18 protein-coding genes and 1 pseudogene are annotated in these 21,687 nt (G+C 75.4%); 9 read left to right on the top strand and 10 right to left on the bottom strand.

Features of this window, described 5'->3' with window-relative positions:
* Positions 1 to 7 precede the first annotated feature (7 nt).
* Positions 8 to 562 carry a GNAT family N-acetyltransferase gene (locus ACIF6F_RS19290; RefSeq protein WP_399948017.1) on the top strand — a complete coding sequence of 185 codons (555 nt, stop codon included), beginning with the start codon at positions 8 to 10 and terminating at the stop codon, positions 560 to 562.
* A 9-nt stretch (positions 563 to 571) separates the two neighbouring features.
* On the opposite strand, the gene ACIF6F_RS19285 is transcribed toward ACIF6F_RS19290, so the two are convergent.
* Complete coding sequence (locus tag ACIF6F_RS19285) at positions 572 to 1,576, bottom strand: hypothetical protein (protein ID WP_399948016.1); 1,005 nt, start codon at positions 1,574 to 1,576, stop codon at positions 572 to 574.
* 241 nt (positions 1,577 to 1,817) lie between these two features.
* On the opposite strand from ACIF6F_RS19285, the gene ACIF6F_RS19280 reads away from it, so the two are divergent.
* Positions 1,818 to 2,555, top strand: coding sequence for a MarR family transcriptional regulator (locus ACIF6F_RS19280; RefSeq protein ID WP_399948015.1), 738 nt, complete (start codon positions 1,818 to 1,820; stop codon positions 2,553 to 2,555).
* Between the two features lie 58 nt (positions 2,556 to 2,613).
* Positions 2,614 to 3,828 (top strand): alpha/beta hydrolase family protein, encoded by a 1,215-nt coding sequence (locus ACIF6F_RS19275; protein WP_399948014.1) that lies wholly within the window; start codon positions 2,614 to 2,616, stop codon positions 3,826 to 3,828.
* A gap of 60 nt (positions 3,829 to 3,888) precedes the next feature.
* On the opposite strand, the gene ACIF6F_RS19270 is transcribed toward ACIF6F_RS19275, so the two are convergent.
* From ACIF6F_RS19270 to ACIF6F_RS19255, 4 genes and pseudogenes are all read right to left on the bottom strand, one after another.
* Positions 3,889 to 5,319 carry an AI-2E family transporter gene (locus ACIF6F_RS19270; RefSeq protein ID WP_399948013.1) on the bottom strand — a complete coding sequence of 477 codons (1,431 nt, stop codon included), beginning with the start codon at positions 5,317 to 5,319 and terminating at the stop codon, positions 3,889 to 3,891.
* A gap of 21 nt (positions 5,320 to 5,340) precedes the next feature.
* Positions 5,341 to 5,496, bottom strand: coding sequence for a DUF6131 family protein (locus ACIF6F_RS19265; protein WP_399948012.1), 156 nt, complete (start codon positions 5,494 to 5,496; stop codon positions 5,341 to 5,343).
* 135 nt (positions 5,497 to 5,631) lie between these two features.
* Positions 5,632 to 5,796 carry a hypothetical protein gene (locus tag ACIF6F_RS19260; RefSeq protein ID WP_399948011.1) on the bottom strand — a complete coding sequence of 55 codons (165 nt, stop codon included), beginning with the start codon at positions 5,794 to 5,796 and terminating at the stop codon, positions 5,632 to 5,634.
* Between the two features lie 133 nt (positions 5,797 to 5,929).
* Positions 5,930 to 6,133, bottom strand: a pseudogene (locus ACIF6F_RS19255) (N-formylglutamate amidohydrolase); the annotation flags it as partial.
* 273 nt (positions 6,134 to 6,406) lie between these two features.
* Here ACIF6F_RS19255 and ACIF6F_RS19250 point away from each other — a divergent pair.
* The 6 genes from ACIF6F_RS19250 to argG all read left to right on the top strand — a co-directional run bounded on the left by ACIF6F_RS19250 (position 6,407) and on the right by argG (position 12,950).
* Positions 6,407 to 6,850: a GntR family transcriptional regulator gene (locus tag ACIF6F_RS19250; protein ID WP_399948010.1), complete on the top strand. Its 444-nt coding sequence runs from the start codon at positions 6,407 to 6,409 to the stop codon at positions 6,848 to 6,850.
* On the top strand, positions 6,847 to 7,794 hold the full coding sequence (locus ACIF6F_RS19245) for an ATP-binding cassette domain-containing protein (protein WP_399948009.1): 948 nt from the start codon (positions 6,847 to 6,849) through the stop codon (positions 7,792 to 7,794). Before ACIF6F_RS19250 ends, ACIF6F_RS19245 begins: the two co-directional genes overlap by 4 nt.
* Positions 7,791 to 8,744, top strand: coding sequence for an ABC transporter permease (locus ACIF6F_RS19240; protein WP_399948008.1), 954 nt, complete (start codon positions 7,791 to 7,793; stop codon positions 8,742 to 8,744). The genes ACIF6F_RS19245 and ACIF6F_RS19240 overlap by 4 nt, the downstream gene beginning before the upstream one ends.
* A gap of 87 nt (positions 8,745 to 8,831) precedes the next feature.
* Positions 8,832 to 9,641 carry a class I SAM-dependent methyltransferase gene (locus ACIF6F_RS19235; protein WP_399948007.1) on the top strand — a complete coding sequence of 270 codons (810 nt, stop codon included), beginning with the start codon at positions 8,832 to 8,834 and terminating at the stop codon, positions 9,639 to 9,641.
* A 22-nt stretch (positions 9,642 to 9,663) separates the two neighbouring features.
* Entirely contained in the window at positions 9,664 to 11,439 is a 1,776-nt protein-coding gene (locus ACIF6F_RS19230) for a glycosyltransferase family 39 protein (RefSeq protein WP_399948006.1), read from the top strand.
* Positions 11,440 to 11,495: 56 nt separating this feature from the next.
* Positions 11,496 to 12,950, top strand: coding sequence for an argininosuccinate synthase (gene argG / locus ACIF6F_RS19225; RefSeq protein WP_399948005.1), 1,455 nt, complete (start codon positions 11,496 to 11,498; stop codon positions 12,948 to 12,950).
* A 98-nt stretch (positions 12,951 to 13,048) separates the two neighbouring features.
* Here argG and ACIF6F_RS19220 read toward each other — a convergent pair whose 3' ends face one another.
* The 5 genes from ACIF6F_RS19220 to ACIF6F_RS19200 form a co-directional block, all read right to left on the bottom strand.
* Entirely contained in the window at positions 13,049 to 14,092 is a 1,044-nt protein-coding gene (locus tag ACIF6F_RS19220; RefSeq protein ID WP_399948004.1) for an FAD binding domain-containing protein, read from the bottom strand.
* Entirely contained in the window at positions 14,089 to 16,656 is a 2,568-nt protein-coding gene (locus ACIF6F_RS19215) for a molybdopterin-dependent oxidoreductase (RefSeq protein ID WP_399948003.1), read from the bottom strand. Before ACIF6F_RS19215 ends, ACIF6F_RS19220 begins: the two co-directional genes overlap by 4 nt.
* A gap of 85 nt (positions 16,657 to 16,741) precedes the next feature.
* Positions 16,742 to 18,808, bottom strand: a complete 2,067-nt coding sequence (recQ, locus tag ACIF6F_RS19210; RefSeq protein WP_399948002.1) for a DNA helicase RecQ — start codon at positions 18,806 to 18,808, stop codon at positions 16,742 to 16,744.
* Between the two features lie 91 nt (positions 18,809 to 18,899).
* Positions 18,900 to 20,303: an aldehyde dehydrogenase family protein gene (locus ACIF6F_RS19205; RefSeq protein WP_399948001.1), complete on the bottom strand. Its 1,404-nt coding sequence runs from the start codon at positions 20,301 to 20,303 to the stop codon at positions 18,900 to 18,902.
* Positions 20,296 to 21,612 (bottom strand): flavin monoamine oxidase family protein, encoded by a 1,317-nt coding sequence (locus ACIF6F_RS19200; protein ID WP_399948000.1) that lies wholly within the window; start codon positions 21,610 to 21,612, stop codon positions 20,296 to 20,298. Before ACIF6F_RS19200 ends, ACIF6F_RS19205 begins: the two co-directional genes overlap by 8 nt.
* Positions 21,613 to 21,687: the final 75 nt, after the last annotated feature.

Below are 21,687 nucleotides of genomic sequence, written 5' to 3'. Positions count from 1 at the left end.
TCGTGCCGTGACGATCACCTACCGAGTGGCGCGCCCCGGGGACGCCGGTCCCATCGAGGCCCTGGACGGCTCCTTCACCACCGACGCCGTCCTGGACGTCGTGGTCACGCCCGACGGGTTCGGCATCCGCGAGCGGGCCGTGGACCCGCCGGTGCGCAAGGTCTTCCCGCCCGAGGAGCACGACGAGCAGTCGCTGGGCCCGGACGTCGCCGCCGACGCGCGGACGGTGGTCGCCCTCGACGGCGGGGAGGACGGCCGGGTCTGCGGCTTCGTGGCGGTCCGGTACGCGCCCTGGAACCGGCGGCTGACCGTCGAGGACATCGAGGTCGACCCTGGCCACCGCGGCCTCGGCATCGGCCGGGCCCTGATGGAGCACGCGGCGGAGTTCGGCCGCGAGCGGGGTGCCGAGCACCTCTGGCTGGAGGTCTCCAGCGTCAACGTGCCCGCGGTGCGGGCCTACCGGCGGCTCGGCTTCGCCTTCTGCGGGCTGGACACCCACCTGTACGACGGCACCCCGGCGACGGGCGAGATCGCGCTGTACATGAGCCGCCCCTGCGGCTGACCGGCCGGCTCAGCGGGAGGCAACCGCGGGCACGGGCGCCGGGTCCTCGGTGGTGGCCCCGCGTCGGGCCGTGACGACGGTGCGGACCGTTCCCGCGGCCGTGACCAGCAGGACCGCGGCGAGCGCCGTCAGCGTGGCGGCGTCGGGGTGGGCCAGGGACTGGCCGCGGCCGGCCTGCCAGGTCACGACCGCGACGAGGCCCGCGTACCCGAGGGCGGCACGGCCGACGAGACGGGCGCGCACCCGCTCGGCCCGCAGCCACGGCCGGGTGACGGCGAGGGCGGCCAGCACCGCGGCGACCACGAGCAGCACCTGGATGCCGTGCAGGGCGAAGAAGTGCGGGACCCGGAAGTCGCCACCGGTCAGGCTCCAGTTGGTGAGGGGCATGCCGTGCCCGTCGGGGTCGCCGATGCCGTGGCCCTGGTACATCGGGACCTCCGTGCCGTTGGCGTCGGTCACCGTGCGGGGGTGCATCCCGGAGGCCATCCAGTACACGGGGATGAGCATGCCGGCGGTGGCGAGGCCCAGGCCGGCGCGGATGGCCCGGTTCAGGGCGGGCCCGCCGGTGCGCTGGACCAGCACCACCACCCCGACGACGAGTTGGGCGACCACGATGACCAGCACGCCGAAGGTGAGGACGGGAACCAGGGCCGTGGTGACCGGGTCGGTGCGGTCGGCGTTGAAGTGGCTGAAGGTGCCGCGGGCGGCCTGGAGGGTGATGGCGCCGACCTCCGCGACCACGGCCAGGGCGAAGACCGTGCCGGTCCACCGGCCGAGGCGGGCACCGCTGTCCAGCTTGGCGACCAGCCAGGCGAGGGTGCCGGTGTAGAGGGCGAAGGCGAAGCCGAACTTCATCGGCTTGACCCAGACCGACTCGTCGAGCAACTGCCGTCCGTCCACGGCCAGTCCGACGCCGCAGCCGAGCGTCAGCAGCGCCATCAGGACGGCGCAGAGCAGCAGCGGCCGGTGCCAGCCGGCCCAGGCGGTGTGCCAGGCGCGGAGTAGCGACGACATGGGGTCTCCTCACGGGAGTGGTGGCGGCGGTGAACACCGACCGGCATTCAGCGATGACGAAAAGCTAACTTGCATTCACCTTTTTGGCAACGCTGGAAGGCGGCCAAATCTCCTATATGCCAAGGGAAATAGGCATAAACTTGCAATGATTGTGAGGGCGAACGCAAGGAGCGACTTGCAATGACATGTGGATGAACGTCAGACTGGCCCCCACCGCACCAGCGACGAGGAGGCGAGGCCCGTGCCCGGAGGCAGGCTCACCCTGGAGGACCGTCGGCAGATCGCCGACGGCCTGGCGGAAGGCCTCTCCCCCACGGAGATCGCCCTGCGCCTGGACCGGCCGCTGTCCACCGTCACGCGGGAGGTGGCGCGCAACGGCGGACCCGACGGCTACCGGGCCGAACCGGCGCACCGCTCCACCCAGGAACGCGCGCGCCGGCGGCGGCCCGCGGCGGCCGGCACCGCTGCCGGCGCTCCGGCCGGCACCCCGCCCGCCGGCACGGCGGACGACCTCGCGGAGCGGTTCACGGCGATCCTCGTCGGCACGGGACTGTCGCGCATGACGGCCCGCGTCCTGACCAGCCTGTACCTGACCGACAGCGGCAGCCTGTCCGCCGCCGAGCTCGTCCGGCGGCTCCACGTCAGTCCCGCCTCGGTCTCCAAGGCCATCGGCGAACTCGAACAGCAGGAACTGGTACGCCGTGAGCGGGACCCGCGCAGCCGCCGCGACCGCTACGTCATCGACGCCGACGCGTGGTTCCGCGGCTGGATGGCGAGCGCCCGCCAGAACACCGCGCTCGCCGAGTTCGCCCGTGCCGGCGCGGAGACCCTCGGCGCCGACAGCGGCGCGGCGGCCCGCCTCTGGGAAATCGGCGAGTTCTTCGACCACGTCGGACGGGCCATGGTCCGCGCCGCCGAGGAGTGGCGGCGCGAACGGGGTGCGACCTCAGGAGGATGCGGGAGCCCTCCGCGCGGGTGACACCCGGTAGTTCCCGGAGTTGACGATCCGTCCGTTTCCGCCGCATAGCTTCGAGGTCATGAACCGACGCCACGCGGCTGCCGCTGCCGCGCTCCTCGCCTTGATCCTTCCGCTGCCGATCGCCGCCTCCGCCACCGCGGTCGCCGCTCCCGTCCCCGCGACGGCCTCGGTGTCCGCCTCGGCGCCGGCCGCCGGAACCGCAGCCGCCACCGGCCCGCAGGCGACGGCGCGGGTCGAACTTCCGCGGCCCACCGGCCGGTTCGCCGTGGGCCAGGAGACCCTGCACCTGGTCGACCGGACCCGTACCGACCCGTGGGCCCGCAGCGGGCCGCGCGAGCTGATGGTCACCATGCGGTACCCGGCCGTACGGGGCACCGGCGGGCCCGTACGGTACCTCACCGTGGCGGAGGCCCGGCTGCTGCTGGCCGCGCGGGAGCTGGACAAGGTGATCCCGGCGGAGACCCTCGCCGGTACGGCAGCCCACGCGCGGGAGGGGGCACGCGCCCTCCCCGGCCGCCACCCCCTGGTGGTCCTGTCCCCCGGGTTCACCGTGCACCGCGCGACGCTGACCTCCCTGGCCGAGGAACTGGCGTCCCGGGGTTACGTCGTGGCCTCGGTGGACCACGCCTACGAGACCGTCGGCACCGCCTTCCCCGGCGGCCGCGTGCTGGAGTGCCTGGCGTGCACCCGGGTCGGCGAGGAACCCTCGGGCTACCGGGCCGTCAGCGACGGCCGGGCCCGCGACGTGTCGTTCCTCCTCGACCGCCTCACCGGCCCGCACCCGGCCTGGCGGAAGTCCCACCTGATCGACCGCGGCCGCATCGCAATGGCCGGGCACTCCATCGGCGGGGCGGGCACGGCCGCGGCCATGGCCGCGGACCCGCGGATCCGCGCCGGCGTCGACATGGACGGCACCCTGTTCACGCCGGTGCCGGAGAAGGGGCTGGGCGGGCGCCCGTTCATGCTGCTCGCCGCCGCCGACGGGGCTCCTGGCGGCGAGGCCAGCTGGGACCGGGACTGGCCGCGCCTCGACGGCTGGAAGCGCTGGATCAGTTTCAAGGACGCGGACCACTTCACCTTCACCGACGTCCCGTCCATCGGCGACCAGCTCGGCCTGCCGGACCTGGAATCCCCACTGTCCGGCGCCCGTTCGGTGCAGCTGACCCGCACGTTCGTCGGCGCCTTCATGGACCGCCACCTGAGGGGCATCCCGCAGCCGCTGCTGCGCGGCCCGTCCGCCGAGGCGCCCGAGGCGGTCTTCCACCGGCCGTGACGGGCTGCCGGTACGGGTCCCTCCGTACCGGCCACGGAGGGCCGGGTCACCGCGCCCGGGTCACGGAGGCGACTCCGCCGGGGGCGGGTCCGCCTCCGGCGGCGGTTCCGGCGGCGGTTCCGGGAGCGGTTGCCGGGGCGCCGGGCCTTCGGGATCCGGGGCCCCGTGCCCCGGCGCCCCGGGCCGCGGTGGCCCGGGCCGCGGTGGCCCGGACGGTGCCGGCTCGGGCTCCGACGGCTCCGGAGGCGGCGGCCCGTAGCCCGGCGCGGTGGTCGCGGCGGCCGCCGTGCGGCGCAGCTGGCCGACCACGGTCTTCAGCACGGCCACCAGCGGGACGGCCACCACCGCACCGCCGATCCCCGCGATCGTGCCGCCCGCCGAGACGGCCAGTACGACGCCCAGCGGATGCACCCGGACGGCCCGGCCGAGGATGAACGGCTGCAGGACGTGGCCCTCGATCTGCTGGACGACGAGCACGACCATCAGCACCATCGCGGCGGCGAACAGCCCTTCCGTGACGAGCGCGACGACCACCGCGAGGGCGCCGGAGACCACGGCGCCCACCAGGGGGATGAAGGAGAAGAGGAAGATGAACACGCCCAACGGCACGGCGAGCGGCACTCCGAGGAAGTACACGCCGAGCCCGATGAACACCGCGTCGACCAGCGCCACGATCACGGTCCCGCGGACGTAGCCGGTCAGCGTCGCCCAGGCGGCCGGACCGCAGTCGGCCACGGCGGGCCGGGCGGCGGCCGGTACGGCGATCAGGCTCCAGCGCCAGATCCGCGGCCCGTCGTAGAGCAGGAACAGCGTCGAGAAGATCGCCAGCAGGATGCCCGTGAGGACCTCCACGAGGACCGTGACGCCCTGCAGGCCGCGTGAGGCGATGCCGCCGCCGGAGGCCAGGCCGTCGCTCAGGCTGTCGGCGACGGAGTTGATCTGCTTCTCCGTCACGTGCAGCGGGCTGCGCAGCAGCCACTGCTTCAGCTCTTCCACCCCCTCGCGGACCCGTGCCGTGAGCACGTCCGCGTTGTCCATGACCTGCCAGACGACGAACCAGCCGGCCAGGCCGAGGAGTACGAACCCGCAGAGCGCGGTCAGCGCGGTCGCGGGGCCGCGCGGCAGCCCGTGCCGGTGGAGGCGGGCCACGGTCGGCTGGAGCAGGGCCGTGACGAGGAGCGCGACGGCGAAGGCGAGCACGACGATGCGGAGCGCCGACACCACGCGGAACAGCACCCAGAGGCCGCCCGCGATGACCAGGAGCCGCCAGGCCGCCTCGGCGGCCACCCGCAGCCCCCAGGGGATGGCCTCCGCCGGCGGGGTGCGGGGCGGTGGTCCGCCGGGGGCCGGGCCCCCGGCGGCGCCCCCCGCTTCGGCGGGCCCCCCGTCCGCGGCTCCGGTGCCGTCACCGTCCGCCGCGTGCAGGCGGGCCCGCAGGGCGGCGGCCGTGGGGCCTAGCCGCCCCCGCCACCGGTGGGTTGCGCGGGCCATGTCCGCCGGGCCGGTGCCGGGTCACCAGTAGTGGTTGCGGCCGCCCACGGCGTGGCCCACGGAGCCCATGATCCACAGGACGGCACCGATGACGAGCAGGATGATGCCGATCGTCCAGAGGATCGAGATGCCCAGCGCCCAGCCGAGCACCAGCAGGATGAGACCGAGGATGATCATTTCTGTTCTCCACTCCGGGGCGGCGGGCGCTGCCGGGCGGACACCCGGACGGGCCCCGGCCCCTCTCGCAGAGCCGCTGCTACCCCCTTCCGGCACCGCCATTCGGGGTGGCCGGCCGACGCGGAAGACTGGCTCCTAGTCGGGCGGCTCGGGTACGGGCTCCTCCGCCGGCTCCGGGCCGGGCGGGGGTTCGTCGGGCGGGCCCGACGGGGTCGCGGGCCGCGGGTCGCGCGGCACCGGATCGGGGTCGGAGGGGACGGGTCCCGGCCCCTCGGGTTCCGGCTCGGTCTGCTGCGTCACCGTTCGTTCACTCCTCCGCGCCACGCCGCCGGAGCGGCACGCCGGTCGGGCGACCCCGCGCGTGCCGCCGGGGCGCCGGTGTTCGTTCCGTCGGCCCGCGCCTGCCCTGGGGCGACGGCGGTATGCCCCCGTGCTACGGGTGGAGGCGGTCGACGAGCGCGGCCAGGGCCTTGGCCAGCGCGTCGGCCCCGGCTCCGGCGGGTCCGCCCGGATACGACTGGTAGAGGTCCCGGCGGATCTCGACCATCAGGGCGCCGACCCGGTCGTCCTCGCCGTGGTCCCGCAGCGGCACGTACGTGCCGGCGAAAGGGCTGTCCAGGCCGGTGGATGCCGCGCCGCACGGCCGGCGGTACGGCGCGCGAGGAGTGCGGGACGTGGAGGATCACCGGCGACGCGGCCGCTCCCGGCAACAGGGCGAAGGACTCCTGGTCGGACTCGGACTCGGACTCGGACTGGGGCAGCGGCGCGGGCCGGCGGCTCATGTGCGGTTCCCCGGGTTCCTCGGTACGGCGGGCGGGAGGTGCCGGGACGGTCCCGATTCTCGCGCGCCGGGCCGTTTGACAGGAAGGCCGCCCAAGATCCATGCTTTCACTACTCAATTAGTGAAAGCATGGAAGGTGACGTGGTCGAGTACCAGATCGACCGGTCGAGCGGCGTCCCGGCGTACGTGCAGATCGTCCGGCAGACCGAGCAGGCCCTGCGCATGGGCACGCTCCAGGTCGGCGACCGGCTGCCCACCGCCAAGGAGGTCGTCGAGGCCACCGCGATCAACCCCAACACGGTGCTCAAGGCCTACCGCGAGCTGGAGCGGGAGGGCCTGGTCGAGGCGCGGCGCGGCCTCGGCACCTTCGTACGGCGCTCGCTGGCGCGCCCCGGCACGGCGGCGGACTCGCCGCTCCGCGCGGAGCTCGCCGCCTGGATGGCGCGCGCCCGCGCGGCGGGCCTGGAGCGCGCCGACGTCCTCGCGCTGATCACCGCCGCCGTCGGGGAGATGGACGCCGGCGGACCCGTACCACCCCCGGGAGACCGGGACGACACAGAGGAGAACGCATGACCGGGCCCACGGAGCCCGCCGCCCTGAGCGCCACGGGCCTCGGCCACCGGTACCGGGCACGCGACGGCTGGGCGCTGGAGGACTGCGCGTTCACGGTCCCCCGGGGCCGCGTCACCGCACTCGTCGGCCGCAACGGCGCCGGCAAGAGCACCCTGCTGCACCTGGCCGCCGGCCTGCTCCGTCCCACGACGGGCCGGATACGGGTCCTGGGCGCGGCACCCGGCACGCCCGAGGCCCGCGCCCGGGTCTCGCTCCTCACCCAGGAGAAGCCGCTCTACCCCCGCTTCACCGTGGCCGACACGCTGCACATGGGCGCCCGGCTCAACGGCGCCTGGGACCGGGAGGCGGCCGAACGGACCGTCCGCGAGGGGAACATCGCCCTCGACGCGCGCGTGGGGGAGCTCTCCCCCGGCCGGCGCGCCCGGGTGGCCCTCGCCCTGGCCCTCGGCAAACGGCCCGAACTGCTGCTGCTGGACGAGCCGCTGTCCAACCTCGACCCGCTGGTCCGCGGCGAGATCATGGCCACGCTGATGGCCGAGGCCGCCGAGCACGGCACCACCATCGTGATGTCCTCCCACGTGCTGTCGGAGCTGGAGCAGACCTGCGACTGGGTCGTCCTGCTCCGCGCGGGCCGGGTGGCGCTCAGCGAGGACGCCGACGCACTGCGCACCGGCCACACCCTGCTGACCGGGCACCGGGACGGCGCCCCGGCCCTGGCGGGGCACACGGTGGTGCACGCGCGTACCAACGGCCGGCAGCTCACCGCTCTCGTCCGCCGCAACGGCGAGCTCGGCGGGGACTGGCAGGTACGGCACCCCAGCCTGGAGGACGTACTGATCGGACACCTCCGCACCGCACCCGGAGAACCACACACCACGAGCGAGCCGACCGAAGTGAACCCCCCGACCGACCCCGCCCACCGCAACGAGGAGGACGCGGCGTGAACGGCTCCCTCTGGCTGGCCTGGCGCCAGCAGCGCGTGCTGCTGCTGAGCGGCGCGGCCCTGCTGGCCGTGGCCCTGACGGTCGCGGTGGTCTCGCGCGCCGGCATGGTGTCCGACCTGGACAGCGGCCTGTTCGACCACTGCGAGACCGGGCCCCTGCACTGCAGCGGCGCCGACGGCATGCCCCTGGTGCTGGACATCGCGCCCCTCCAGGTCCTGGGCTTCCTCAACATCGCCCTGCCCACCCTCGTCGGCATGTTCTGGGGCGCCCCGCTGCTCGGCCGCGACCGCGAACTCGGCACCCACCGCATGGTGCTGGCGCAGGGCATCGGCCGGGCCCAGTGGTTCACCGGCCGCTTCGCCCTGGCCGCCCTCGGCAGCGTGGCCGTCTCCGGACTGCTGGCCCTGCTGTTCTCCTGGTGGTGGGAGCCCGCGGCCGACCGCAGCTACGGGGTGTTCTGGTACGACACGGCCGCCCTCAGCGGTTCCGGCCCGCGCACCGTCGCCGCCGCCCTCTTCGGCCTCTCCGTCGGCACCCTCGCCGGGCTGCTCGTGCGCAGGGTGATGTCCGGCATGGCGCTGACCCTGGTGGCCACCGTCGTCGTCACCGGACTGCTGGAACTGGCGCACAAGGCGCGCGTGTTCGTCCCGCCGCAGAGCTACGTGAGCGCGGGCGCCGCCCCCAAGCCGCTCATGGAGGACAAGTGGTCGACGGGCAACTACGGCCTGATCACCGCCTCGGGACGCCGTGACGACGTGATGAACTGCGCCTTCCCCTCCGGCCCCGAACTCACCGACTGCATGACGCGGCACGGCTACGTGTCCCGCTTCTACGAGGCCAACCCGCCCGCCGACTACTGGGCCTTCCAGTGGACCGACACGGCACTCCTCGGCGGCCTGGCCGTGCTCCTCGTCGTCGCCACGGCCGTACTCCTGCGCCGCCGCGTCTGAGCCCTGCCGCTCGCCGGGGGCGCCCCTCACCTTCCTTCCCCCGCCCTTTTCCCTTCGTCACGTACCGAGCAAGGAGGTCGCTTCGGCATGCCCGAAAACGCCAAGTCCCCGAAGAAGCTCAACAACAACCGCGCCGCCCTGACCCACAAGGTGGGTTACGCGCTGCGCAACCCCGGCCGCGTCGCCCCGTACCTGCGCCGCGCCACGCGCGACGCCTGGCTGCGCCGCCAGTACCCCGACCACGTGGCGTACTACCGGGCCGTGATGGCCTCCGACACCCGGCGCAACCCCGAGGCGGCGGTCGGCAGCCAGACCCACGACCGGTGGCTGGCGCTCGGCCGGATGCAGTTCGACTACCTGGTGGAGCACGGCCTGCGGCCCGAGCACCGGATGCTCGACATCGGCTGCGGGAACCTGCGCGGGGGCTGGCGGTTCATCGGCCACCTCGACACCGGCCACTACTACGGCATCGACATCTCGCCCGACATCCTCATAGCGGCCAAGCAGACGCTGAGGGACCGCGGGCTCCAGGCGAAGCTGCCGCACCTGACCATCACCGACGACCTCACGCTGGACTTCCTGCCCGACCGCCATTTCGACGTCGTCCACGCCCACAGCGTGTTCTCGCACTCCCCGCTGCCGGTGATCGACGAGTGCCTCGCGCATGTCGGGCGCATCCTGACCGACACCGGCTTCTTCGACTTCACCTTCGACCGCACGGAGGGCACCGAACACCAGGTGCTGCGGGAGGACTTCTACTACCGGACGGAGACGCTGCTCGCCCTCGCCGGCAAGCACGGGCTGCACGCGCGCTTCATGGACGACTGGGAGACGCGGCCGCACGGCCAGTCCAAGATCCGGGTGAGCCGTTCGCCGCTGGCGCCGGCCGCCGCCTGACGCACCGCCCGGAGCCCCCGCCATGCCGCCTCCGCCCACGGGACCGCCCGGCACCCTGCCGGCCCGGCCCGCCACCGCGCCGCACCGGCCCCCGGCCGGCCCGCACCGGCCCGATCCGCCGGCCCCGCCCGGTCCACCCGATCCGCCGGCCCCGCCCGACCCGCCGGCCCGAACCGGCCCGACCGGCCCAACCGCCGAGCCCGCCCCGCCTCCGGCACCGCCGGCCGCGCCCCCGCCCCCGGCGCCGCCCGGACCACCGCCTCCGCCCGGAGAACCGGCCGCGGATCCGACCGCCGCCCGCTCCCCCGGGCACGAGCCACCTTCCTCCTCCCCCTCCTCTTCACCCTCGCCCTCCCTCCGCACCGTCCGCGCCCTCCCCGCCGCGCTGGCTCTGGCCCTCGGCCTGTGGGGCATCACCCGGCAGGACTCGCTCTGGCGCGACGAGGCCGTCACCTGGCAGGTCGCCCGGCGGAGCCTGCCCGAACTCTGGCGGATGCTGGACCGGGTGGACCTCGTCCACGGCCTCTACTACGCCCTCGTCCACGCGGTCTTCGCCGTCTTCGGCGAAGGTCTGGCCGCCCTCCGCCTGCCCTCCGTCCTCGCGGTCGCCGCCGCGGCCGCGCTCCTCGCCGACCTCGGCGCCCGGCTCGCCGGCCCCCGGACGGGACTGGCGGCAGGACTCGCCCTCGCGCTGCTGCCGCAGGTCCAGCGGTACGCACAGGAGGGCCGCCCGTACGCCCTGGTGACGGCCGCGGCCGCGCTCGCCACCTGGCTGCTGGTGGCCGGGACACGGCGCCCGCGTGCCCGCACCTGGTGCGCGTACGCCGGAGCGGTCCTGGCCGGCGCGTTGCTCAACTGGTTCTCGCTGCTCCTCCTGTGCGCGCACGCCTGCACGCTGCTGGTCGTCCGGGCGCCCCGCGCCGTACCGCGGGGATGGGCGTACGCGGCGGGCGCGGCGGTGCTCGGCGCGCTGCCGCTGATCTGGGCCAGCCGCAGCCAGGCCGGGCAGGTGGCGTGGATCCGCCCGGCCGGCGCCGGGGCGGTCGCCGTCGTGGCTGCGTACGTGCTGGTGGCCGGCGGCTGCGCCCTGCTGCGCGGCGCCCGGCACGGCAGCGCACCCCCGGGCGGGCGCGGCGGGCGGATGGGTGCGGCCGCCGTGGCGGTCCCCCTGTGCGCCGTGCCGCAGGTGGTGCTGCTGGCCGTCTCGCTGACGGTGCAGCCGCTGTACGTCGACCGGTACGTGCTGTTCTCGGCGCTGGGCCTCGCCCTGGCGCTCGGCACGCTCGTCACCGCGCTCGGGGCCCGGCTCGGGGCCCGGCCGGGCGCCTTCACGGCGGCGGTCGCCGCGCTGGTCTTCCTCGCGCTGCTGCCGGTCGAGCACCGGCTGCGGACGGCCGGGGGCCGGGTGGACGACGTGCGCGGGGCCGCCGCCCTGGTGGCCTCGGTGCGGGAGCCGGGCGGAGCCGCGGTGGCGTTCGTGCCGGCCGCGCGCCGGGACACCGCGCTGGTCGCACCGGGTGCGTTCCGGGGGCTGCGCGACGTGGCGCTCGTACGGAGTCCCGCCGCGTCGGGCACGCTGCACGGTGTCGAGGCCGGCCCGGAGGCGATCGCCGGTGCGCTGCTGCGGGAGCGCCGCGTGGTGCTGGTCGACGACGCGTTGGCGGGCGCGCCCGCCAACGCCCGCGACCGGGCCAAGCGACGGGTGCTGGCCGGGGCCTTCGTGGCGGTTCGGTCGGAGGTCTCCGGTGGGCGGCGGGTCACCGTGTACGAGCGGAAGGACCTCCGAGGGGTGCGGTGAGGGACACCACCGAAGAGGGTGTTGCATGATCATGCGATACCTTGCATACTCTTCCTATGTCCAAGGTCCTCACCTCCCTCCCCGCCGGCGAGCGCGTCGGCATCGCCTTCTCCGGCGGCCTCGACACGTCGGTCGCCGTCGCGTGGATGCGCGACAAGGGCGCCGTACCGTGCACCTACACCGCCGACATCGGCCAGTACGACGAGCCCGACATCGCGTCGGTGCCCGGCCGCGCCAAGACCTACGGCGCCGAGATCGCGCGCCTGGTCGACTGCCGCGCCGCGCTCGTCGAGGAGGGCCTTGCCGCGCTCACCTGCGGCGCGTTCCACATCCGCTCCGGCGGCCGCGCGTACTTCAACACCACGCCCCTGGGCCGCGCCGTCACCGGCACCCTGCTGGTCCGGGCGATGCTCGAGGACGACGTGCAGATCTGGGGCGACGGCTCGACCTTCAAGGGCAACGACATCGAGCGGTTCTACCGCTACGGTCTGCTGGCCAACCCGCACCTGCGGATCTACAAGCCGTGGCTCGACGCGGACTTCGTGACCGAGCTCGGCGGCCGCAAGGAGATGTCCGAGTGGCTGCTGGCCCACGGGCTGCCCTACCGGGACAGCACCGAGAAGGCCTACTCCACCGACGCCAACATCTGGGGCGCCACCCACGAGGCGAAGACCCTCGAACACCTGGACACCGGCATCGAGACCGTCGACCCGATCATGGGCGTGCGGTTCTGGGACCCGTCGGTGGAGATCGCCGCCGAGGACGTGACCATCGGCTTCGACCAGGGCCGGCCGGTGACGATCAACGGCAAGGAGTTCGCGACCCCGGTCGACCTGGTGATGGAGGCCAACGCCATCGGCGGCCGCCACGGCCTGGGCATGTCCGACCAGATCGAGAACCGGATCATCGAGGCCAAGAGCCGCGGCATCTACGAGGCCCCGGGCATGGCCCTGCTGCACGCCGCGTACGAGCGCCTCGTCAACGCGATCCACAACGAGGACACCCTCGCGCAGTACCACAACGAGGGCCGCCGCCTCGGCCGGCTCATGTACGAGGGCCGCTGGCTGGACCCGCAGGCCCTGATGATCCGCGAGTCCCTCCAGCGCTGGGTCGGCGCGGCGGTCACCGGTGAGGTGACCCTGCGGCTGCGGCGCGGCGAGGACTACTCGATCCTCGACACCACGGGCCCGGCCTTCAGCTACCACCCGGACAAGCTGTCCATGGAGCGCACCGAGGACTCGGCCTTCGGCCCGGTGGACCGGATCGGCCAGCTCACCATGCGCAACCTGGACATCGCCGACTCGCGCGCCAAGCTGGAGCAGTACGCCGGCCTGGGCCTGATCGGCACCGGCAGCCCGACCATCGGCGCCTCCCAGGCCGCCGCGACCGGGCTGATCGGCACCATGCCGGAGCTGCCCGAGGGCGGCGCCGAGGCCATCGCCTCGCGCGGCGAGGTCTCGGAGGAGGACCAGATGCTGGACCGTGCCGCCATGGAGTTCGGCACGGACTGACGCTCCCCCTCACCAGGGCCGTGGAAACGGGCCGGCCCGGCGCCCTCGTGGCGCCGGGCCGGCCCGTTCCGCGTTGCGGCCACGGAAGGGCACGAAGGTCACGGGAGGCCCACCGCGCGTTCCAGGACCTCCAGGACGGTGTCACGGAACAGCGTCGCCTTGTAGCCGGTCTGCGGCAGGGGCCGGCAGCGGCCCAGGACGGTGGCAGCGGCTTCCGCGAGGACGGCAGCGGTCGCCTCCTGGCCGGTCAGCGCCGCCTCGACCTCCGGCAGGCGCAGGGGGACGCGCGCCACGCCGCCGGCGGCCACGGCGGCCCGGGTCACGGTCGTGCCGTCGAGCACGAGCCGGGCGGTGACCTCCACCAGCGGCCATTCGGCGCGGGACCTGCTGATGGCCCGGTGGCAGGCGGCGCGTTCGCCGGGCAGCGGGGCGGGCAGCCGGACCGCGGTGAGGACGCGGTCGGGCGGCAGCAGGTGGTCCGCGGTGTGCAGCCCCGCGCCGTCCCCGTACAGCTCGGCCACCGGGCGCGGGGACTCGCCGTGGACCTCGGCCTCGGCGTCGTAGGTGAGCAGGGCGACGGCGAGGGTCGAGGGGTGCGGGGTGACGCACGGGCCGTCGCCGCTGACGACGCCGAAGTGGTGGTCGCCGGTGCGCGCCGGACAGCCGGAGCCGCCCTTCTGGAGGCAGTCGACGTGCGGGTTGCGGTAGTACCAGCACCGGTTGCGCTGGAGCAGGTTGCCGCCCACGGTGCCGGCGGCGCGGACCTGCGGGGTGGCCGGGATCGCGGCCGTGACCGCGAGGGCGGGCCAGCCCTCCCGGACCTGCGGGTCGGCGGCGAGTTCGGCCAGGGTGGTCAGGGCGCCGATCCGTAGCCCGCCGCCCCGCAGCGGGGTGCTGCCGCGCAGGTGGCCGGCGGCGGCCAGGTCGGTGAACGGGCCGGGCGAGAGGCCCGTGCGCTGCCGGGCGGTGGTGTCGGTGCCGCCGGCCCGGAACTCCCCGCCGCGGGCCCGTACGGCGGCGGCGAGGTCGGTGAGGGAGGGCTCGGCGGGCGTGGGGCGGGCGGGTGTACGGCCGGAGGGCGCGGGGCCCGGGAGTCTGGGGCCGGAGGGCGTGGGGCCGGAGGGTGTGCGGTCGGTGGTCAACTCCGCAGTCCTTCCAGGAGCCTGTCAGACCGGATGGGCAGGTCGTACGGGCGCCAGCCGGTGGCGTCGTGCACCGCGTTGGCCACGCATGCGGCCGTCGGCAGGGCGGAGATCTCGCCGAGCCCGACCCCGCCGCCGGGCACGTGGTCGAAGCCCTCCTGGTGGAAGTGGACCGTGATCTCGGGGGTGTCGCCGATGCCGGGGACGCGGTAGTCCTCCAGGTTCTCGGTCAGCACCCGGCCGGTGGCCGGGTCGGTGCGGCGCTCCTCGTACAGCGCGTAGCCGATGCCCTGGACGACGGCGCCCTCGCACTGGCTGCGGGCCAGCCGGTCCTGGTGGATCCGGCCCGCGGCGATGCCGCTCCAGACCCGGAGCACCCGGGTCCGGCCGAGCCGGGTGTCCACCTCGACCTCGGCCACCTGCACCGATCCGGTGAAGCCGCGGCCGAGGGCCAGGCCGTTCAGGGCGAAGGGCGTCACGAAGCCGCGGCGGTCGCGGGGCCGCCGGCCGGTGACGGTCAGGCCGTGCACGGAGTCCAGGCGCCCCGCGACGTCCCCGCCCAGCGCCGCGCGCAGCCGCTCGGCCGCGTCCAGGGCGGCGGGCGCGAGGGATGGGGTGGTGCGGCTGCCGCCCGAGCGTGGGCCGTGGACGTCGGTGCTCAGGCCGATCTCGGCGCGTACCCGGTCCTCCGGCAGCCCGAGCCCCTCGGCCACGGCCCGCAGCAGCACGGTGCGGGCGCCGGTGCCCATGTCCTGGACGGCGCAGCGGGCGATGACGGTGCCGTCCCAGACGGTCAGCCGGACCTCGGTGCCGGGGTCGAGGAAGTACATCCAGTTGGCCGCCGCGACACCGACGCCGCGGCGGTACCGGCCGGTGCCGCCGCGGGGGCCGGACCAGACCGGGAGCGCGGCGGCCCGGTCGTAGAGGGCGCGGCGTTTGGGGTTGCCGTCCCAGCGGCGGCGCAGGGCGACGGGGTCCTCGCCGAGCCGGTGCGCCATCTCGTCCACGGCCTGTTCCAGGGCCCAGCACAGCGGGGGTCCACCGGGGCCGCGGAAGGGGGCGCCCGGCGGCCGGTGGGTGACGGTGTCGAAGTCGCGGAGCCGGCGCGGGGCGCGGCCGTAGATGAACCGGGCCAGGGCCGCCACGGAGCTGCCCACCGCGACCCCGCCGTCGCTGTCCGCGTCGATGGCGAGGGCCGCCAGGTCCCCGTCCTCGTCCGCGGCCATGGCCAGCCGGAGCCGGACGCCGGGCCGGTAGCCGCCGTCGGCGAGCTCCTCGTCCCGGTCGAGTGCCACGCGTACGGGGGCGTCGTGCAGCCGGGCGAGTTCGGCCGCGGCGACGATGTCGGCGGTCAGTCTGAGCTTGGCGCCGAAGCCGCCGCCCACGTGGACGGCCCGGACGACGACCCGCTCGGGCGGCAGGCCGAAGTGGCGGGCCGCTTCCTCCGCGACGGCGCCGACGGCCTGGGTGGAGACGTCCAGGCGGAGGGTGCCGTCGTGCCAGCTGGCCAGGCAGGCGTGCGGTTCGAGCGGGGTGTGGCTCTGCGCCGCCGTGGTGTAGACGCCTTCCACCAGACGCTCGGGGGTGCGGGCACGGGCCTCGGCGATCCGGCGCACGGCGGTGGCGGCGCGCTTGTTGAGACTCACCGGGCCGCGCCGGTTGCCGTGCCACCGGGCGGGCAGGGCGAGTGTCTCCCCCACGCTGGGCGCGCTGGTGCGGGCGTCCTTGTCCGGGTAGACGAGCGGGCCGGTGCCGGCGCGGGCGTTCCCGGTGTCGAGCGCGGCGGGCAGGACGCGGTAGTCGACGGTGACCCGTCGCGCGGCGGCCCGGGCGGCGGCGCGGTCCCCGGCGGCGACGGCCGCGACGGGCTGGCCGACGTACCGGACCACCCCGCCGGGCGGCACCAGCCGCACCAGGTCCACGCCGCCCGCGTCGATCGCGCGGACCACCGCGTGGGCGTGCGGCGACCGGACGAAGGCCCCCTCCAGCAGCCCTTCGGGGCGGATGTCGGTGGTGTACCTGGCGGAGCCGTCGGTCTTCTCGGGGGCCTCGGCGCGCGGGGGTGCGGGGGCGCCGTCGGCCCGGGAGCCGTCCGGCGGGGCATCGTGCTCGCCCGCGCAGGCGGCGGCGACCGCGCTGAAGATCCGCTCGTAGGCGCCGCACCGGCACAAGTGGCCGGCGAGGGCGTCGGCGATCTCCTCGCGGCCGGGCGCGGTACGGCCGTGCTCGGCCCGCCACCGGTCGTGGAAGGCCGCCGCCTCGACCACGAAGCCGGGCGTGCAGTAGCCGCACTGGAGGGCGTCGTGGGCGGCGAAGGCGCGGGCCACGGGATGCCCGGCCAGGCCCTCGGCGGTCGTCACCCGGCGTCCGGCGAGCAGGACCGCCGGGGTCAGGCAGGACACCCTCGGCTCGCCGTCCACTTGAACGGTGCAGGCCCCGCAGACTCCGCCGCCGCAGACCAGCTTCGTGCCGGTGAGGCCCAGCCGGTCGCGCAGCACGTCGACGGCGGCGGGGTCGTCGTCCACGTCCGCCGTGTGCGGGGCGCCATTGACCTCGAACTCCACGAGCCCTTGATATCCCGGTCCCGGCGCGCGCGCAGCGCGCGGGGACCCGGAGGCGGCCGGCCGGGTGACGCGGGCGGCCGCCGCCCTACTGCCAGTCGTCCCAGGCCGGGTCCGGCTCCTCCAGGTCGAAGGGAGGTTCGTCGTCGAACGGGTCCGGGGGCTCGACGACGGGCGCGGCCGCCGCCGCACCGGCGGCACGGGCGCCCCGGCCGGGCCCGGCGGCGCTCCCGGCCGCGGGTGCGGGTGCGGCTGCGGCGGCGGGTGCGGCGGCGGCCGTGGTGGCCGCGGCCTCCGGATTCCCCGCGCGGTGCTCGGCGAGCGCGTCGAGCACGCCTTCGCCGTACTTCTCCAGCTTGGCCTCGCCGACGCCGCCGACGCCGCCGAGCTCCTCGACGGTGGCCGGCAGTAGGGTGGCGATCTCCCGCAGCGTGGCGTCGTGGAACACCACGTACGCCGGTACGCCCTGCTCGCGTGCGGTCGCGGCCCGCCAGGCGCGCAGCGCCTCGAAGACCGGCACGGCGGCGGCCGGCAGGTCCACGGGCACCCGGCCGCTCTTCCCGGAGCGGGCGCCGGACTCCTTGCGGGCCGGGGCGACGGCCTTCTCCTTGCCCATCGGCACGGGCCGCCGGCCCCCGAGCACCTCGCCGCTGGCGTCGGTCAGGACGAGCGTGCCGTAGTCGCCCTCCACCGCCAGCAGTCCCTGGGCCAGCAGCTGGCGCACGACGCCCCGCCACTCCGCAGTGCCGAGGTCGGCGCCGACGCCGAACACGGACAGCTGGTCGTGGTCGAACTGGATGACCTTGGCGGTCTTCTTGCCCTGGAGGATGTCGATGATCTGGCCGGCGCCGAACTTCTGGCGCCGCTCCCGCGCCAGCCGCCACACCGTGGACAGCAGCTTCTGGGCGGCGACCGTGCCGTCCCAGGACTCGGCCGGGGTCAGGCAGGTGTCGCAGTTGCCGCAGCGCTCGCCCGCCTGCCCGAAGTAGGCGAGCAGCCGGACCCGCCGGCAGTCGACGGTCTCGCACAGGGCGAGCATGGCCTCCAGGTGCAGGGCCAGGGACCGGCGGTGCTGGTCGTCGCCCTCGGAGGTGTCGATGAGCTTGCGCTGCTGGACCACGTCCTGGAGGCCGTACGCCAGCCAGGCGGTGGCCGGCTCGCCGTCGCGGCCGGCGCGGCCGGTCTCCTGGTAGTAGCCCTCCACCGACTTGGGCAGGTCGAGGTGGGCGACGAAGCGGACGTCCGGCTTGTCGATGCCCATGCCGAAGGCGATGGTCGCGACGACCACCACGCCGTCCTCCCGCAGGAAGCGCGCCTGGTTCGCGGCGCGCGTGCGCGCGTCCATGCCGGCGTGGTACGGCACCGCGTCGATGCCGTGCTCCGCCAGCGAGGCCGCGGTCTTCTCGACCGAGGAGCGGGAGAGGCAGTAGACGACTCCGGCGTCGCCCGCGTGCTCGGTCCTGATCAGCTCCAGCAGCTGCTTCAGCGGGTTGTTCTTCGGGACGATGCGGTACTGGATGTTGGGCCGGTCGAAGCTGGCGACGAAGTGCCGGGCGTCCTCCAGGCCCAGCCGGGCCGCGATCTCGGCGTGCGTGGCCTCGGTGGCGGTCGCGGTCAGGGCGATCCGCGGCACCTTGGGCCAGCGCTCGTGGAGCATCGACAGGGCGAGGTAGTCAGGGCGGAAGTCGTGGCCCCACTGGGCCACGCAGTGTGCCTCGTCGATGGCGAAGAGCGAGACCCGGCCGCGGTCGAGGAGACGCTGGGTGCCCTCCGTGCGCAGCCGCTCGGGCGCGAGGTACAGCAGGTCCAGCTCGTCGGCGAGGAAGGCCTGCTCGACGGCCTGGCGCTCGTACGGGTCCTGGGTGGAGTTGAGGAAGCCGGCCCGCACGCCGAGGGCGGTGAGCGCGTCCACCTGGTCCTGCATGAGCGCGATCAGCGGGGAGATCACGATGCCGGTGCCCTCTCTGACCAGCGCCGGGATCTGGTAGCACAGGGACTTGCCGCCGCCGGTCGGCATCAGGACCAGGGCGTCACCGCCGCCGACGACCTGCTCGATGATCTCCTGCTGCTCGCCGCGGAAGGAGCTGTAGCCGAAGACGCGGTGGAGCACGTCGAGCGCTGGGGAGACATCGGGGGAAACGTCGGAGAGGGCCATTCGGGAAGCCTATCGGCAGCGGCCGACACCTTCGGCCCGCGAGCCGGAGCCTGTGGATGACTCCGGCCCGCCGAACCGGCCGGTCCTGCCGTCAGAGCATCACGTGCTTGGGCCGGGTGTAGTCCAGGAGGCCCGCGAGGGAGAGGTCGCTGCCGTAGCCGGACTGCGCGGTGCCGCCGTGGGGCATCTCGGAGACCGTGGTGCCGTGGGTGTTGACCCAGACGATCCCGGTACGCAGGGCGCGGGTGGCCCGCATCGCGCGGTCGTGGTCCGTGGTCCAGACGCCGGCGGCGAGGCCGAAGCGGACGTCGCCGGCGAGCCGCAGGCCCTCCTCCTCGGTGGCGAAGGGCTGGACCGTGACCACGGGTCCGAAGATCTCCTCCTGGACGATCTCGTCGTCCTGGCGGACGCCGGCCACCACGGTCGCCCGGTGGAAGAAGCCGGGCCGGGGAACACCACCGCCGCCGGTGACGATCTCCGCGTGCGCCGGAAGGCGGGCCAGCAGGCCTTCCACGGCGGCCAGTTGGGCCGCACTGTTCAGCGGGCCGAAGGCCCCCTCGCGGTAGGCGGGCGCGGCCGCGGCGATGGCGAGGGCCGCGACGAAGGCGTCGTACACCCGCTCGTGGACCAGAATCCGGGCCGGCGCGGTGCAGTCCTGGCCCGCGTTGTAGTACGCGACCTCCGCGAGGGCCGCGGCCACGGCCTCCACGTCCACGTCGTCGTGGACGAGGACCGGTGCGTTCCCCCCGAGCTCCAGGTGGAGGCGTTTCAGTCCGGGGGCCGCCGCGGCCGCTATCTCCCGGCCGGCCCGGACGCTCCCGGTGACCGCGATCAGTGCGACGTCGCGGTGGCCGATGAGGGCCCGCCCGGTGTCGCGGTCGCCGCAGACGACGTTGAGCACGCCCGGCGGCAGGTGCGCGGCCGCGACCCGGGCCAGCAGAGCGGCCGAGGACGGGGTGGTGTCGGCCGGCTTCAGGACCGTGGTGTTGCCCGCGGCGAGGGCCGGGGCGACCTTCCAGACGGCCATCATCAGCGGGTAGTTCCAGGGGGTGATCTGCGCGCAGACGCCGACCGGTTCGCGGCGCAGCACCGAGGTGCGGCCCTCGGTGTACTCGGCGGCCGCGAGGCCCGGCAGGTTCCGTGCGGCCCCGGCGAAGAACCGCAGGGTGTCGGCGATCGCGGGGAGCTCGTCCTCGCGGAAGCGGTCGGCCGGCTTGCCGGTGTCCCGGCACTCGGCCGCCACGAACGCGTCGGCGTGCGCCTCGACGGCGTCGGCGATGCCGAGGAGGGCCCGCTGGCGGGCCGCCGGGGTGGTGGCCGACCAGCGCGGCAGCGCCGCCGCGGCAGCGGCGCAGGCCGCGTCGGTGTCGGCGGGCCCGGAGCGGGCGGCGTGGCCGTGGACCAGGCCGGTCGCGGGGTCGACGAGGGCGGTGGTCGCGCCGGAGGCGGCGGGGCGGTCGGTGCCCCCGATGTGGTTCGGGACGGTGTCAGCCACGGGCCAGTGCCTCCTTCGCCGCGGCGCGGCCGGTGCGGACCGCGCCCTCCATGTAGCCGGCCACCCACTGGTCGGACCCGCAGACGTAGAAGGGCGGTTCGTGGGTGCCGTGCCGGGGTCCCACGGCCAGGACGTCGCCGGGCGTCCAGTGGGTGACGTACCCCTGGGTCCAGGGGTCGGTGCCCCACAGGCGGAGGTACGTGGCCAGCGGGCGGTGGGCCTCGTCGCCGTAGAGGCGGGCGACCTCGGCCAGCAGTTCGGCGGTGCGCAGGGCGGGGGGCGTGCCGAGCAGCACGCCGTACCGCTCGGGCGGGACGAGGGCGGACAGTACGCCCTCGCCCTGCGGCCAGGTGCTGCCGAGCACGCCCTCGGACTCGGAGAGGCCGCTCAGGCCGCGGCTCCGCCAGAAGGGTTCCGCGTAGGCGGCGGCGAACTTGGCCGCGACCGCGTGGCGCTGGCGGTGCAGCGAGGCGAGGCGTTCGTCGGAGACGCCCGTGACGGCGACCGAGCGGAGCGGTCCGACGGGCAGGGCGCTGACGACGGCGCCGGCGGTGAGGGTCTCGCCGTCGGCGAGGCGCACGGTGCAGCCGCCGGGGCGGCGTACGGCGACGGCGGCGACCGGCGCGCCCGTGCGGATCCGGCCGGCGAGCCCCTCGGCCATCCGCAGGGCGACGGTGGCGGAGCCCTCGGCCACCCGCAGGCCCTCCCACGCCTCGTACTCGTAGTGGCCGTCGCCGGGCACGGCGGCGTGCTTGCGGAGGGCGGCGAGGAGGGAGGTGCGCTCGTACGAGCCGTCGGCGAGCGCGAGCTGTCCGATCTCCCAGAGGCGTACGACGGCGGGGCCGGCCCCCTCGGAGCGCAGCCAGTCGCCGACGGAGAGCCCGTCGAGGGCGGCTGCGTCGGGGTGGGACCACGGGTCGTCGGGGTCGACGGTCGCGGCGAGGGCCGTGAAGGCGGCGGTGGCCTTGCGGTGGGCGGCGTCGTCCCCGGGGGCGAACCAGTGGGGCGGGTCGCCGGCGGAGACGCCCTCGGGGGTGGCGCGGGCGAGGGCGCCGGGCTCGGCGACGTAGCTGGGGACCAGGGTGAGGCCGAGTTCGGCGACGAGGCCGGTGTACGCGGTGTGGGCGCGGCCGGCCACCTCGCCGCCGAGCTGGACCGGGCGGCCGTCGGGGAGCCGGGTCTGCTCGACGCGGCCGCCGACCCGGTCGCGGGCCTCGACGACGAGGACGTCGGCTCCGCCGGCGGCCAGGTCGCGGGCCGCGGCCAGGCCGGCCAGGCCGGCGCCGAGCACGATGACGTCGTGGTTCATGGGGAGGTTCCTCCGGTCGGCGCCGGTGCGGCGGCGCTGGGCAGGGGTCCGGGGCGGGCGGGTCGGCCGCCCGGG

Origin of the sequence: Streptomyces sp. NPDC086023 (assembly GCF_044540325.1) — a bacterium.
In the GTDB taxonomy this organism is placed as follows: domain Bacteria; phylum Actinomycetota; class Actinomycetes; order Streptomycetales; family Streptomycetaceae; genus Streptomyces.
Note: the sequence above shows the minus strand (reverse complement) of the source record. Positions and strands in the feature narration are given on the sequence as shown.